This is a genomic window from Pseudomonas sp. Irchel 3E13 (assembly GCF_900187455.1).
Taxonomy (GTDB): Bacteria; Pseudomonadota; Gammaproteobacteria; order Pseudomonadales; family Pseudomonadaceae; genus Aquipseudomonas.
On the sequence record NZ_FYDX01000014.1, the window covers coordinates 114,101 to 128,081 of the forward strand.

Here is a 13,981-nt window from a genome sequence, read left to right on the forward strand (position 1 = left end):
TGACTTGTACAACTTCCGGCTTATGCTGAGCGAAGTTGTACAGGTTTTTATCTTTGTACAAGAAAGGTTGCCCACCATGCCCGCTACCAAGCCCAAAATTGCCCTCAGCGCCTGCCTCGCCGGTAAAGAAGTCCGCTTCAATGGCGGTCACAAGGAATCGCGCCTGTGCACCGAAGCGCTGGCGGAGCATTTCGAGCTGGTGCCCATCTGCCCCGAAGTGGCGATCGGCCTGGGCACGCCCCGTGCCGCGATCCACCTTGCCGGCGATCCCGCCCAGCCTCGCGCCGTCAACAGCCGCGACGACACCATCGATGTTTCCGATGCGCTGATCCAGTACGCCGACCAGATGGCCGTCGAGCTGGACGATATCTGCGGCTACATCTTCATGCAGAAATCGCCGTCCTGCGGGCTGGAGCGCATCAAGGTCTACCAGGCCAACGGCTACCCCGCACGCGAGCGCGCCAGCGGCCTGTATGCCGCGCGTTTTCGCGAACTGCGCCCGGACCTGCCGCTGGAAGAAGAAGGCCGGCTGTGCGATCCGGTGCTGCGGGAAAATTTCATCATCCGCGTGCTGGCCTATGCCGACTGGCAACGCCTGTGCGCCGAGGGCCTGAGCCGTCACGCGCTGATCGCCTTCCACTCCCGCTACAAGTACCAATTGATGGCGCACAACCCCGAGCAATACAAAGTGCTCGGCAAGCTGCTGGGCAGCATGAGCCGCCAGGACGACCCGCAGCAGATCGGCCCGGCGTATTTCAGCCAGTTGATCGCCGCGCTGCGCCGCTGCGCCAACCGCGGCACCCACGGCAATGTGCTGATGCACCTGAGCGGTTACCTGCGGCGCTTCCTCGACGCCGGGGACAAGCAGGAAATCCGCCGCGTGATCGAGCAATACATGGCCGGGATCGTCCCGCTGGTGGTGCCGCTGACGCTGCTCAAGCACCACCTCAATCATCATCCCGATGCGTACTTGCTGAGCCAGGTCTACCTGCAGCCGCACCCGGAAAACCTGAGCCTGCGCAATGCCATCTGAACCGCTGCTGCCCATTCGCGAAATCTCACGGCTGACCGGCGTAAACCCGGTCACCCTGCGCGCCTGGGAGCGGCGTTATGGCCTGGTGGTGCCGCAGCGCACCAGCAAGGGCCACCGGCTGTACAGCAGCGATCAGGTGGAACGCATCCGCAGCATTCTGTCGTGGCTCAACCGTGGAGTTGCGGTCAGTCAGGTGCTGCCGCTGCTCGACAGCGACAAGTCGCCCGAGCAGAGCATTCCCGGAGACGACTGGCAGGCGCTGCGCACCCACCTCACCGAGTGCATCGCCCACCTCGCCGAGCGCCAGCTCGACCAGCAGTTCAACCAGGCCATGGCGCTCTACCCCGCCACCACCTTATGCGAACAATTGCTGTTGCCCCTGCTCGGCCACCTCGAAGCACGCTGGCAAACCCACCCTACCGCCCGCCTCGAACAGGGCTTCTTCCACAGTTGGCTGCGCAGCAAGCTGGGGCTTCGGGTGTACCACAACAACCGCCAGTGCAACGGCGCGCCGGCGATGCTGATCAATGGCGGAGCCCTGCCATTCGATCCGCAGTTGTGGCTGTGCGCCTGGCTGGTGAGCGATGCCGGCTGCCCGGTGGAAGTGTTCGACAGCACCCTGCCCGCCCGCGACCTGGCACTGGGCGTCGAGCAACTGGGCGCGAGGGCGGTGCTGGTCAGCATTAATACCGCCCAGGACAGCGACCGCCTGCAACGCACCCTCGCGCCGCTGAGCGTACCGAAACTCCTGTTCGGCGCCGCGGTCACTTTACACAAGCATGCGTTGCCGACAGATCCCGATTGGCACTTGCTCGACTCGCCCCTGGCGGCGTGCCGGTGCCTGCAAGACCTCAAGCCGCTTGCCGCGGAAAAAAACGGACCCGAATAATGCAATTGATCTGGCTGCGCAGCGACCTGCGCCTGCATGACAACACCGCCCTGGCCGCCGCGTGCGAGCGCGGCCCGTGCCTGGCGCTCTGGCTGGTCAGCCCGGCGCAATGGAAGCGTCACGATGACGCCGCCTGCAAGGTGGACTTCTGGCTGCGCAATCTGGAGGCGCTGAAACAGGCGCTCGGCGAACTGAACATCCCGCTGCTTATTCGTGTAGCCGATGACTGGAAAGACGCACCCCGGGTGCTCCACGAGGTATGCCGGGAGCACGGCGTGCAGGATGTGCACGTCAACGAGGAATACGGGATCAACGAACAGCAGCGTGATCGCGACGTCGGCGAATACCTGCAACAGCATGGCATCGGCCTGCACAGCTACCTTGATCAGTTGCTGTTCAAACCGGGCACGGTGCTCACTCGCCAGGGCGGTTACTTCAAGGTCTTCACCCAGTTCCGCAAGCTCTGTTACCAGCGCCTGCACCACGGCCTGCCCGCCTTGCAGCCGTTGCCGCGCAAGCAGGCGAAGACTGCCATCGCCAGTGACGATGTCCCACGACATATCGAAGGCTTTCCCACTCCCGCAGCGTCGCTGCGCGAGCAGTGGCCGGCAGGCGAAGACCACGCCCGCGAGCGACTGGCCGGCTTCGTCGAAGACGACATGGCGGACTACACCGAACAACGCGACCTGCCCGCCGTCGACGGCACCAGCCAACTGTCGCCCTACCTCGCCGCCGGGGTGATTTCCGTGCGCCAGTGCCTGCACGCCGCGATTGCCAACAACTACGGCGAGTTCGAAAGCGGCAATCCCGGCGCCGTTACCTGGGTCAACGAGTTGCTCTGGCGCGAGTTCTACAAACATGTACTCGTCGGCTATCCAAGGGTTTCTCGCCACCGCGCCTTCCGCCCGGCGACCGAAGCGGTGAAATGGCGCGACGCCCCCAAAGACCTCGCCGCCTGGCAGGAGGGCCGCACCGGCATCCCGATTGTCGATGCCGCCATGCGCCAATTGCTCGCCACCGGCTGGATGCACAACCGCCTGCGCATGGTGGTGGCGATGTTCCTGAGCAAGAACCTGCTGATCGACTGGCGCGAGGGCGAAGCTTTTTTCATGCGCCATCTGATAGACGGCGACCTGGCCGCAAACAACGGCGGTTGGCAGTGGAGTGCGTCCACGGGCACCGACGCTGCGCCGTATTTCCGGGTGTTCAACCCCGTCAGCCAATCCGAGCGCTTCGACAGCAAGGGCCGCTTCCTGCGACACTGGCTGCCGGAGTTGAAAGCGCTGGACGATAAGGATATCCACAGCCCCGGCGGGCTGTTCGGCGTGCAAGGTTATCCACAGCCCATCGTCGACCTTGGCCCAAGCCGCCAGCGCGCCATCGACGCTTTCCGACAACTGCCCAAAGAGCACAGCAACGAAGATGCCCTTGAATACTGAGGATCCGAAACGTATCTGGGTAACCGGCGCCAGCGGTGGTTTGGGCCATGCGTTGGCAGCACAGTTGCTCATGCTCGGTCACCATGTGGCGATCAGCGGCCGCGCGCCATTCGACCCCCTTCCCGACAGCCTCGCCCGGCACTGCCTGGTACTGGACGGTGACTTGAGCGATGCCGCGCAAGCCGAGCAGATGAGCCAGCGTATCCAGCAACGCTGGGGCGCGCTCGACACCCTGATCCTCAACGCAGGGACATGCGACTACCTCGACGCGGAGTCCAGCGGTACGGACATGTTCGAAGCACTGATCCAGAGCAACCTGTCTGCCAGCACCCAGTGCCTGCAAAGCGCCCTGCCGCTCTTGCAGGCGGGACAGACGGCCCACGTCGTGGCCATCCTGAGCAGCATCACCGCGCTCCAGCAACATGAGAGCAGCCAGTGGCCCTCGGCGCAGAACAGCCTGGGGCAGTGGTTCAGTGAGGTTCGCAGCGTGCTTTCGCCCAAGGAAATCGACCTCACGCTGGTCGCGCCGCAGAACCTGAAAAAGCCCGTCACCCTGGCCGTGGCACTGCCGCAGAACTGGGACGCGCAAAGCGCCGCGCAAGCGATTATCCAGCGCTTGTCTCAGCGGATGCCCGTAATGGTTCTGGAAGCGTTGTCGGTCAGCAGTCTGTGGCCGTTGCGGCGTTGACCGAAAATGAAACCGGGGCCGCAATAGCGGCCCCGGTCACGTGTAGCGATCAGAGCGACATGCGGTAATGCAGGGCGAAACTCTCGACACCATCGTTCGGCTGGCTGAGGCCCGCGTTGGAATAGTGGATCGCCCGAATCCCCACTTCATGCCCCCCGGCAAAGCGCAGGCCAAAGCCGATGCGGTCTTCGAACTGGAAGGACGAACCCAGTTTGTTGCTTTCAAGTTCGGTGTGAGCAAATGCGGCCACCCCGACGCCGGCCTCGATGTACGGCTTGACCGACTCGCCGGCGAATTCATAAACGAACACCGGCGCGAACGACAGGCTGTGGTTGTTCGACGTCTTGTCCCCGTCCCAGAAGGTGTAGCCGCCGTCCCAGTAGCCGGTCAGACGGCCGACACTGGTCTGCCACCAACTGGCATCCCAGTTGGATTGCACGCCGATGCGGTAGGTCATGGTGGAGTCGCTGGTCTGGCCGACAGCGAAGGTGATATCCGCGGCCTGTGCGGTGAAGGTGTGCCCCAGGGTTGCGGCTGCAACCACAGCCAAGCAAAGCAGTTTCTTCATGAGAAACGTCCTTTTAAATCCGTTTGTTGGTTTTTTTGTCTCATCAGACAACGTAGTAGAAATCAGCGCATGCAAAGGAGTTCACTGGATTTCGACGTTTTTTTTCCTACGTCGATTACCTATTGAAGCTTTGCACACAGTCAGATTTATTCCACAACAAAGGCAGGATGTTTCGCAGATGTTCGGGGTCGGCACTGGTCCAGAACTGTGTAGGACGCGCGGGGCCGGCCGCCAGAAGGTGGCGCTCGGCCAGCAGCCGCTGGAGTTGCCGGGCCACGGCGGCGCCAGTGTCGATGATGGCCACCGATGCCGGGACCATTTCGGCCAGCAGGGGCTTGAGGAAGGGGTAATGGGTGCAACCAAGAATGATGGTGTCGCACCCTGCCGCCAGGAGCGGTTCGACATAGCCTTGCAAGAGCTGGCGCAAGGCCGGGCTGTCGAGGTCACCCGACTCGATCAATTCCACCAGCCCCGGGCAGGGCTGGGTCACCACCCGCACATCCGTGGCGAAGCGATCGAGCAAGGCCGCGAACTTGGCGCTCTGCAGGGTGCCGGTGGTGGCCAGCACCCCGACCACGCCGCTGCGGGTTGCCGCCGCGGCCGGTTTCACCGCCGGTTCCATGCCCACCAGCGGCCATTGCGGGAAACGCTCGCGAAGGTCGGCGGCGGCGGCAACGGTGGCGGTATTGCAGGCCAGGACCACGGCCTTGACGCCCTGCTCCTGGAAGAATTCGGCCACCTTGCGGCAGCGCTGGCGAATGAACTCCGGGGACTTCTCGCCATAGGGAATATTGCCGCAGTCGGCCACGTACAGCAGCGACTCATTGGGCAGCAGCCGGTTGATTTCCGCCAGCACCGACAGGCCGCCGACACCGGAGTCGAACACGCCGACCGGCGCTGCCGAGGCCTCAGCCATGGACGGTCCCACAGACGGCGCAACCCGGATCGCGCTTGACCCGCAACTCGCGGAAACGCGTGCCCAGTGCATCGATCAACAGCAGGCGTCCCACCAGCGGCTCGCCGAAGCCCGCAAGCAGCTTCAGTGCTTCGAGCGCCTGAAGGCTGCCGACCAGCCCCACCAGCGGCCCGACCACACCGGCTTCGCTGCAGGTCAGTTCGGCATCGCTGCCGTGGCCGTAGAGGCAGTGGTAGCACGGACTTTCAGGGCGACGGGGATCGAACACCGACAATTGCCCTTCCAGACGGATCGCCGCGCCGCTGACCAGCGGCTTGCCGGCCTTGACGCACGCCGCGTTGACCGCTTCGCGGGTAGCGAAATTGTCCGAGCAGTCCAGCACTAGGTCCACGGCATCCACCGCTGCGGCCAGGGAATCTTCATCGAGCGCCTGGCGATGCGGCACCAGATTGATATCCGGGTTGATCGCGCGCAGCCGCGTCAGCGCCGAGTCCACCTTGGGCTGACCGACCGAAGCGCTGTCATGGATGATCTGCCGTTGCAGGTTGGTCAGGTCAACCGTGTCGAAATCCGCCAGGTGCAGGGTGCCGACACCTGCGGCCGCCAGGTACAAGGCCACCGGCGAGCCAAGGCCGCCGAGGCCGATAATCAATGCGCGGCTGTCCTTGAGGCGCAACTGGCCGTCGATATCGATCTGCGCCAGGAGGATCTGGCGGCTGTAACGCAGCAGTTCCTCGTCGGTCAGCACGACAGGCGCCCCAGGGTGATGCGCTCGTGGCCACCCAGGTCGAGGCGGCTTTCGATCTGTTCGAAGCCGTGCCGGGCCAGCAGTTCGCGGACCGCGGCGGCCTGGTCGTAGCCGTGCTCCAGCAGCAGCCAGCCACCCGCCAGCAGGTGAGCCGGCGCCTCGGCGACGATCTGGCGCAGGTCGTCCAGGCCATCATTGCCCGCCACCAGCGCACTGCTGGGCTCGAAACGCACATCGCCGGCGACCAGATGCGGGTCTTCGGCGGCAATGTAAGGCGGGTTGCTGATGATCAACTGGAAACGCTGTTCGGCGAGTGCACTGAACCAGTGGCTGGTGAGCACGGTGACGTTGTCCAGTTGCAGGCGCTGGCGATTGCGCTCGGCCAGGGCCACGGCTTCCAGCACCCGGTCGACTGCGGTCACCTGCCATTGCCGGCGCTCGCTGGCCAGGGCCAGAGCAATGGCGCCGGTTCCGGTGCCGAGGTCGAGCACTTTCGCCGGCTCGGCGGGCAGCAATGCCAGGGCGGTTTCCACCAGCAGCTCGGTTTCCGGGCGCGGGATCAGGGTATGCGGCGCGACTTCCAGGTCCAGGTTCCAGAACCCTTGCTGGCCGAGAATATAGGCCACCGGCTCACCCGCGCGACGGCGCTGCAGGTAGCTGGCGAACGTCTGCGCCGCCTCGCTGCTGACGATGCGCTCCGGCCAGGTGTGAAGGTAACTGCGGGATTTGCCGATGGCGGCAGCCAGGAGCAGTTCGATATCCAGACGCGCGGTCGGCGAGTCGGGAAGCTCCGCGCCGCGAAGCAGGCTGGCAATGATGGTCATTTAGTCACCCAGTGCGGCCAGTTGATCGGCCTGGTATTCGGCCAGCAGCGGCTCGATGATCGCATCCACGCCACCCGCGAGCACTTCGTCCAGCGAGTAGAGCGTCAGGTTGATGCGGTGGTCGGTGACCCGACCCTGTGGATAGTTGTAGGTGCGGATGCGCTCGGAGCGGTCGCCGGAACCGACCAGCAGCTTGCGCTCGCTGGCGATGGCATTCTGCGCGGCGCTGGTCTGCATGTCGTTGAGCCGCGCCGACAGCCAGGACATGGCCCGCGCGCGGTTCTTGTGCTGCGAGCGCTCTTCCTGGCACTCGACCACTGTGCCGGTAGGCAAGTGGGTGATGCGGATCGCCGAGTCGGTCTTGTTCACGTGCTGACCACCGGCGCCCGAGGCGCGGTAGGTATCGACGCGCAGGTCGGCCGGGTTGATCTCGATCGCCGCTTGTTCATCCGGCTCGGGCAGCACCGCCACGGTGCAGGCCGAGGTGTGGATACGGCCCTGGGATTCGGTTTCCGGCACCCGCTGCACGCGGTGCGCGCCGGACTCGAACTTGAGCTTGCCGTAGACACTGTCGCCCTCGACGCGGGCGATGATTTCCTTGTAGCCGCCGTGCTCACCCTCGTTTTCCGAGAGGATTTCCAGGCGCCAGCCACGCCGCTCGGCGTAGCGCGAATACATGCGGAACAGGTCCCCGGAGAAGATCGCCGCCTCGTCGCCGCCGGTCCCTGCGCGGATTTCCAGGAACACGTTGCGGCCGTCGTTGGGGTCCTTGGGCAGCAGCAGGCGTTGCAACTGGGCTTCCAGTTCCTGCAGTTGCTCCTTGGCTTCACGAACTTCTTCGACAGCCATTTCCCGCATGTCGGGGTCGCTGTCCTTGAGCAGTGCCTGGGCCTGCTCGAGGTCGTCCTGCAACTTGCACCACTGGGCATACCCGGCAGCCACCGGTTCGACCTCGGCATACTCGCGGGAGTAGGCGCGGAAACGGGTCTGGTCGGAAATGACCTCGGCATCGCCCAGCAGGGCGGTCAGTTCCTCGAAGCGGTCCTGGAGGATTTCCAGTTTTCTGAGCAGCGACGCTTTCATTGCGGGGTTTTATCCGTGGAGCCCTCGTTGAGGGCAAAGAGTTCCTGGGCCATGGCCAACGCATCGTGGCGGCCTTCGGCGGAGAGCTTTTTCAGTTGCACGCTGGGCGCATGCAGCAGCTTGTTGGTCAGGCCGCGGGCCAGTTGCACCAGGACCTCCTCGGCGCTGGAACCGTTGGCCAGCAGGCGCTGGGCCTTTTGCAGTTCCTCGTCGCGCAGACGCTCGCTCTGCTGGCGGTACGCCTTGAGCACGTCCACCGCGGCCAGCGCGCGCAGGCGCGACATGAAGTCTTCGGCGCCCACCGTCACCAGTTCTTCTGCGGCCTGGGCGGCGCCTTGACGGCTCTTGAGGTTTTCCGCGACCACGTCGTGGAGGTCGTCGACCGTATAAAGGTAGACGTCATCCAGTTCGCCCACTTGCGGCTCGATATCCCGCGGCACGGCGATGTCGACCATGAAGATCGGCTTGTGCCGGCGCAGTTTCAGCGCACTTTCGACCGCGCCCTTGCCAAGAATCGGCAACTGGCTGGCGGTGGAGCTGATGACGATGTCGCTGTTGACCAGCTCTTGCGGAATGTCCGCCAGCAACACCGCATGGGCACCGAACTGCTCGGCCAGGATGCTCGCGCGCTCCAGTGTGCGGTTGGCCACGACAATGCGGCGTACGCCCTGCTCGTGCAGGTGCCGGGCGACCAGGGTGATGGTCTCGCCGGCGCCGATCAGCAGCGCCTGGCTGCGGCCCAGGTCACTGAAGATCTGCTTGGCCAGGCTGACTGCGGCGAAGGCCACCGACACCGGGTTCTCGCCGATGGCGGTATCGGTGCGCACCTGCTTGGCGGCGCTGAACGTGGCCTGGAACAGCCGGCCCAGCAGCGGCCCGATGGTCCCGGCCTCGCGAGCCACGGCGTAGGCGGACTTCATCTGGCCGAGGATCTGCGGCTCGCCCAGCACCAGCGAGTCGAGCCCGGAAGCCACGCGCATCATGTGCCGGACGGCGGCATGATCCTCGTGGATATAGGCACTGGCGCGCAGTTCATCGACGCTCAACTGGTGATAGTCGGCCAGCCAGCGCAGCACCTCATCGGCCGTCAGGTGGTCCTGCTCGATGTACAGTTCGCTGCGATTGCAGGTCGAAAGGATTGCGGCTTCCCGGCTGGTAGTCAGTCGGCAGAGCTGCTGCAAGGCTTCCACCATCTGCTCGGGGGTAAACGCCACGCGCTCGCGTACGTCTACCGAGGCAGTCTTATGATTGATACCGAGGGCAAGAAAGGCCATTCAAGGTCGCTGGTTGTGACGTGAAGCCGATAATTGTCCTACTTCGCTGGATCGAGAACAACCACCGCTCGCGATTGTCTCTAATACACTGTATCCACACCCCCCATCGCGAGTGGGTTTGCCATGACGCTTGTGTCATGATGGCCCGACCGCAGGTTAGTCGCCCAAAATCTCCTTATGAATAGATCTTCCGCGTTGCTCCTTGCCCTTGCCCTGCTCCAGGGTTGCCAGGCTTTGCCAGGTGCCCGGGACGCCACACCGCCCGCCGGACAGCAGGTCGCGCCGACCGCCGCGCCCGAGCCGACGGTCTACGGCTCGTTCACCCAGGACACCCTCTATAGTCTGTTGGTCGCCGAGCTGGCGGGGCAGCGCAATCGCTTCGATATCGCCCTGGACAACTACGTGATCCAGGCCGAAAAGACCCAGGATCCGGCCATTTCCGAGCGCGCCTTCCGCATCGCCGAATACCTCGGTGCCGACCAGTCCGCGCTGGACACCTCGTTGATCTGGGCGAAAAACGACCCTGAAAACATCGATGCGCAGCGCGCCGCCGCGATCCAGCTGGCCCGCGCCGGGCGCTACGACGACTCCATGGTGTTCATGGAAAAGGTGCTGCAAGGCCAGGGCGACACGCATTTCGACTTCCTTGCCCTGTCCGCCGCCGAAACCGATCAGGACACCCGCGACGGCCTGCAAAAAAGTTTCGACCGCCTGCTGCAAAAGTACCCGGACAACAGCCAGTTGGTGTTCGGCAAGGCCCTGCTGCTGCAACAGGACGGCAAGTCCCAGGCGGCCCTGAGCCTGCTTGAAGAACATCCGCCGCAAGACGACGAAATCGCTCCGGTGCTGCTCCGCGCCCGCCTGCTGCAAAGCCTCGACCGCGGCCCGGAAGCCCTGCCGCTGCTGCGCAAGACCATCGCCCGCCACCCCGACGACAAGCGCCTGCGCCTGACCTACGCGCGGATGTTGGTGGAACAGGACCGGGTCGATGACGCCAAGGTCGAGTTCGCCAGCCTGCTGCAGCAATACCCGGACGACGACGAACTGCGCTATTCCCTGGCGCTGGTCAGCCTCGAGGCCAAGGCCTACGACGAAGCGGCCACCTACCTGGAAGACCTGATCACCCGCGAAAGCCATGTCGATGCCGCGCACCTGAACCTGGGCCGCATCCGCGAGGAGCGCAACGACCTGGAAGGCGCGCTGGCCGAATACGCCCAGGTCGGCCCCGGCAACGATTACCTGGCGGCGCAATTGCGCCAGGCCGATATCCTCATCGCCAACGGCCGCGCAGACGAAGCAACGCGCCGCCTCGACGCCGCCCGCGAAGCCCAGCCCGACTACGCGATCCAGCTTTATCTGATCGAAGCCGAGACCCTGGGCAACAACGGAAAGGATGCACAGGCGCTGCGGGTGCTGGAAAAAGCCATCAAGCAGTACCCCGACGACCTCAACCTGCTCTACACCCGCGCCATGCTCGCCGAGAAACGCGACGATCTGTCGCAGATGGAAAAGGACCTGCGCAGCATCATCACCCGCGAGCCGGAAAACGCCATGGCGCTCAACGCCCTCGGCTACACCCTCGCCGACCGCACCACGCGCTACGGCGAAGCCAAGGACCTGATCGAAAAAGCCCACCGGATCAACCCGGACGACCCCGCCGTGCTCGACAGCCTCGGCTGGGTGAACTACCGCCTGGGCAACCTCGACGAAGCCGAGCGCCTGCTGCGCCGGGCCCTTGAGCGCTTCCCCGACCATGAAGTCGCGGCGCACCTGGGCGAAGTGCTCTGGGCCAACGGCAAGCGTCGCGAGGCGCGCCAGGTCTGGGCCAAGGCCTTTGAAGCGCAACCCGACAGCACCATCCTGCGCAAGACCGTCCTGCGCCTGACCGGATCCGAGACTCTTTAAACCATGTTCTTGCGCCATCTCATTACGTTCAGCCTGATTGCCCTGCTCGCCGGTTGCACCGGCTTCGGATCCCGCGAAGCCGTCGAAGGCCAGGGCAGCCCGCAACTCTGGCGTGAGCACAAACAGCAGTTGAGCACCCTCGACGGCTGGCAGATCAACGGCAAAGTCGGCATTCGCGCACCGAAGGATTCCGGCAGCGGCACCCTGTTCTGGCTGCAACGCCAGGATTACTACGACATCCGCCTGTCCGGCCCGCTGGGTCGCGGCGCCGCCCGCCTGACCGGTCGTCCGGGCCAGGTAGTGCTGGAAGTCGCCAACCAGGGCCGTTTCGAAGCGCAATCGCCGGAAACCCTGCTGGCCGAGCAACTGGGCTGGGAGTTGCCGGTGTCGCACCTGGTCTGGTGGGTCCGTGGCCTGCCGGCTCCCGACAGCAAAAGCCGCCTGACCCTCGACGGCAACAGCCGCCTGGCCAGCCTCGAGCAGGATGGCTGGCAGGTGGAATACAGCAACTACACCCTGCAGAACGGTTACTGGCTGCCGGAACGCCTGAAGATGCATGGCCAGAACCTGGACGTGACGGTGGTCCTCAAGGAATGGCAACCGCGCCAACTGGGGCACTGACATGAGCACGCTGACCCTGCCCGCCCCGGCCAAGCTCAACCTGATGCTGCACATTCTTGGCCGTCGCCCCGACGGTTATCACGAGTTGCAAACGATCTTCCAGTTCCTCGATCACGGTGACGAACTGCGCTTCGCCGTTCGCGAAGACGGTGAAATCCACCTGCGCACCGAGATCGACAGTGTTCCCCACGACAGCAACCTGATCGTCCGCGCCGCACGCAAATTGCAGCAGTTGACCGGCACCCCGCTGGGCGCCGACATCTGGCTGACCAAGGTGTTGCCCATGGGCGGCGGCATCGGTGGCGGCAGTTCGGATGCGGCCACCACGCTGCTCGGGCTGGATCACTTGTGGAAAACCGGTTGCAGCGAAGATCAACTGGCTGAACTGGGCCTGGGCCTGGGCGCCGACGTACCGGTTTTCGTCCGCGGACACGCAGCGTTCGCCGAGGGCGTGGGTGAAAAACTCACGCCCGTGGACCCTGAAGAGCCGTGGTATGTCGTGCTGGTCCCACAAGTGTCTGTAAGTACAGCAGAAATTTTTTCACACCCTTTGTTGACACGTGATTCAAAGCCCATTAAAGTGCGCCCCGTTCCCAAGGGAAACAGTCGTAATGACTGCCAAGCGGTAGTTGAGCAAAGTTACCCAGAAGTACGTAACGCCTTGAGTTTGTTAAACAAATTCACTGATGCAAGGCTCACCGGAACTGGAAGTTGTGTGTTTGGGGCCTTCCCAGACAAAGCTGAAGCTGATAAAGTTTTGGCCCTTCTTGCAGAGACCCAAACAGGGTTCGTGGCAAAGGGAAGCAACATATCAATGTTGCATCGCACGTTACGAAGTCTGCTCTAGGAATCGAGTACAAGGTACTCGCAGCAACAGATACAGGGGCGTCGCCAAGCGGTAAGGCAGCAGGTTTTGATCCTGCCATGCGTTGGTTCGAATCCAGCCGCCCCTGCCATTTTCCTTATACTCATCCAGGTATACCCTCAGCCTTCAGGTACTGCGCGTGTCCAAGATGATGGTCTTTACGGGGAACGCCAACCCCGATCTGGCTCGGCGCGTCGTGCGTCAGCTGCATATCCCACTGGGTGATGTTTCTGTCGGTAAGTTCTCCGACGGCGAAATCAGCACTGAGATTAATGAAAACGTCCGCGGTAAAGACGTCTTTATCATTCAGCCGACTTGCGCGCCAACCAACGATAATCTGATGGAACTGGTAGTGATGGCTGATGCCTTCCGCCGCTCCTCAGCGTCTCGAATCACTGCCGTGATTCCTTACTTCGGATATGCCCGCCAGGATCGCCGTCCGCGTTCGGCGCGTGTAGCTATCAGCGCCAAAGTTGTCGCTGACATGCTCACCGTCGTAGGTATCGACCGTGTTCTCACCGTCGACCTGCACGCTGACCAGATCCAGGGTTTCTTCGATATTCCGGTAGATAACATCTACGGCTCCCCCGTTCTGGTGGATGACATCGAAGACCAGCGTTTCGAAAACCTCATGATCGTTTCCCCGGACATCGGTGGTGTCGTGCGTGCACGTGCCGTCGCCAAGTCCCTGGGTGTCGATCTGGGGATCATCGACAAACGCCGCGAGAAGGCCAATCACTCCGAAGTGATGCATATCATCGGTGATGTCGAAGGACGTACCTGTATTCTCGTCGACGATATGGTCGATACCGCCGGCACGTTGTGCCATGCGGCCAAGGCCCTGAAAGAACACGGCGCTGCCAAGGTTTACGCCTATTGCACGCACCCTGTCCTCTCCGGTCGCGCGATCGAGAATATCGAGAATTCCGTGCTCGACGAGCTGGTGGTGACCAACACCATCCCGCTGTCCGCCGCCGCACAAGCCTGTGACCGTATCCGTCAACTGGATATCGCACCGGTAGTTGCCGAAGCGGTTCGCCGCATCAGCAATGAAGAATCGATCAGCGCGATGTTCCGCTGAGGGCTTGCCCTCGCGAACACCCCGTTGACGTAAAGCGCCCCGCCCCA

The 13,981-nt window shown here is 63.4% G+C and carries 14 protein-coding genes and 1 tRNA gene; 9 read left to right on the forward strand and 6 right to left on the reverse strand.

Annotated elements, in window-relative coordinates:
- The first annotated feature begins 76 nt into the window (after positions 1 to 76).
- From CKW37_RS23620 to CKW37_RS23635, 4 genes are read left to right on the forward strand one after another with little or no spacing between them, the layout of a single operon-like run.
- Positions 77 to 1,033: a DUF523 and DUF1722 domain-containing protein gene (locus tag CKW37_RS23620; protein WP_095158639.1), complete on the forward strand. Its 957-nt coding sequence runs from the start codon at positions 77 to 79 to the stop codon at positions 1,031 to 1,033.
- Positions 1,023 to 1,922 carry a MerR family transcriptional regulator gene (locus tag CKW37_RS23625; RefSeq protein ID WP_095158640.1) on the forward strand — a complete coding sequence of 300 codons (900 nt, stop codon included), beginning with the start codon at positions 1,023 to 1,025 and terminating at the stop codon, positions 1,920 to 1,922. The genes CKW37_RS23620 and CKW37_RS23625 overlap by 11 nt, the downstream gene beginning before the upstream one ends.
- Positions 1,922 to 3,361 (forward strand): deoxyribodipyrimidine photo-lyase, encoded by a 1,440-nt coding sequence (gene phrB / locus CKW37_RS23630; protein WP_095158641.1) that lies wholly within the window; start codon positions 1,922 to 1,924, stop codon positions 3,359 to 3,361. The genes CKW37_RS23625 and phrB overlap by 1 nt, the downstream gene beginning before the upstream one ends.
- Positions 3,351 to 4,049, forward strand: a complete 699-nt coding sequence (locus tag CKW37_RS23635; RefSeq protein ID WP_159985310.1) for an SDR family oxidoreductase — start codon at positions 3,351 to 3,353, stop codon at positions 4,047 to 4,049. The genes phrB and CKW37_RS23635 overlap by 11 nt, the downstream gene beginning before the upstream one ends.
- A 49-nt stretch (positions 4,050 to 4,098) precedes the next feature.
- Here CKW37_RS23635 and CKW37_RS23640 read toward each other — a convergent pair whose 3' ends face one another.
- The 6 genes from CKW37_RS23640 to hemA all read right to left on the reverse strand — a co-directional run bounded on the left by CKW37_RS23640 (position 4,099) and on the right by hemA (position 9,462).
- Entirely contained in the window at positions 4,099 to 4,617 is a 519-nt protein-coding gene (locus tag CKW37_RS23640; RefSeq protein ID WP_095158643.1) for an acyloxyacyl hydrolase, read from the reverse strand.
- Positions 4,618 to 4,732: 115 nt separating this feature from the next.
- Positions 4,733 to 5,533, reverse strand: a complete 801-nt coding sequence (gene murI / locus CKW37_RS23645) for a glutamate racemase (RefSeq protein WP_095158644.1) — start codon at positions 5,531 to 5,533, stop codon at positions 4,733 to 4,735.
- The gene (locus tag CKW37_RS23650; RefSeq protein ID WP_095158645.1) at positions 5,526 to 6,281 is read right to left on the reverse strand and encodes a molybdopterin-synthase adenylyltransferase MoeB; all 756 of its coding nucleotides are present in this window, start codon (positions 6,279 to 6,281) and stop codon (positions 5,526 to 5,528) included. The genes murI and CKW37_RS23650 overlap by 8 nt, the downstream gene beginning before the upstream one ends.
- Complete coding sequence (gene prmC, locus CKW37_RS23655; RefSeq protein ID WP_095158646.1) at positions 6,275 to 7,105, reverse strand: peptide chain release factor N(5)-glutamine methyltransferase; 831 nt, start codon at positions 7,103 to 7,105, stop codon at positions 6,275 to 6,277. Before prmC ends, CKW37_RS23650 begins: the two co-directional genes overlap by 7 nt.
- On the reverse strand, positions 7,106 to 8,188 hold the full coding sequence (gene prfA, locus CKW37_RS23660) for a peptide chain release factor 1 (protein WP_095158647.1): 1,083 nt from the start codon (positions 8,186 to 8,188) through the stop codon (positions 7,106 to 7,108). It abuts the gene before it with no gap.
- Positions 8,185 to 9,462 carry a glutamyl-tRNA reductase gene (gene hemA / locus CKW37_RS23665; RefSeq protein WP_095158648.1) on the reverse strand — a complete coding sequence of 426 codons (1,278 nt, stop codon included), beginning with the start codon at positions 9,460 to 9,462 and terminating at the stop codon, positions 8,185 to 8,187. The genes prfA and hemA overlap by 4 nt, the downstream gene beginning before the upstream one ends.
- Positions 9,463 to 9,639: 177 nt before the next feature.
- Between hemA and CKW37_RS23670 the strand changes: the two genes are divergently transcribed.
- From CKW37_RS23670 to CKW37_RS23690, 5 genes are all read left to right on the forward strand, one after another.
- Positions 9,640 to 11,367 carry a tetratricopeptide repeat protein gene (locus tag CKW37_RS23670; RefSeq protein WP_095158649.1) on the forward strand — a complete coding sequence of 576 codons (1,728 nt, stop codon included), beginning with the start codon at positions 9,640 to 9,642 and terminating at the stop codon, positions 11,365 to 11,367.
- Between the two features lie 3 nt (positions 11,368 to 11,370).
- Complete coding sequence (lolB, locus tag CKW37_RS23675; protein ID WP_095158650.1) at positions 11,371 to 11,988, forward strand: lipoprotein insertase outer membrane protein LolB; 618 nt, start codon at positions 11,371 to 11,373, stop codon at positions 11,986 to 11,988.
- A 1-nt stretch (position 11,989) separates the two neighbouring features.
- Complete coding sequence (gene ispE, locus CKW37_RS23680; protein ID WP_095158651.1) at positions 11,990 to 12,835, forward strand: 4-(cytidine 5'-diphospho)-2-C-methyl-D-erythritol kinase; 846 nt, start codon at positions 11,990 to 11,992, stop codon at positions 12,833 to 12,835.
- 34 nt (positions 12,836 to 12,869) lie between these two features.
- Positions 12,870 to 12,944: transfer RNA gene (locus CKW37_RS23685), tRNA-Gln, on the forward strand.
- A gap of 48 nt (positions 12,945 to 12,992) precedes the next feature.
- Entirely contained in the window at positions 12,993 to 13,934 is a 942-nt protein-coding gene (locus tag CKW37_RS23690; RefSeq protein WP_009405962.1) for a ribose-phosphate pyrophosphokinase, read from the forward strand.
- Positions 13,935 to 13,981: the final 47 nt, after the last annotated feature.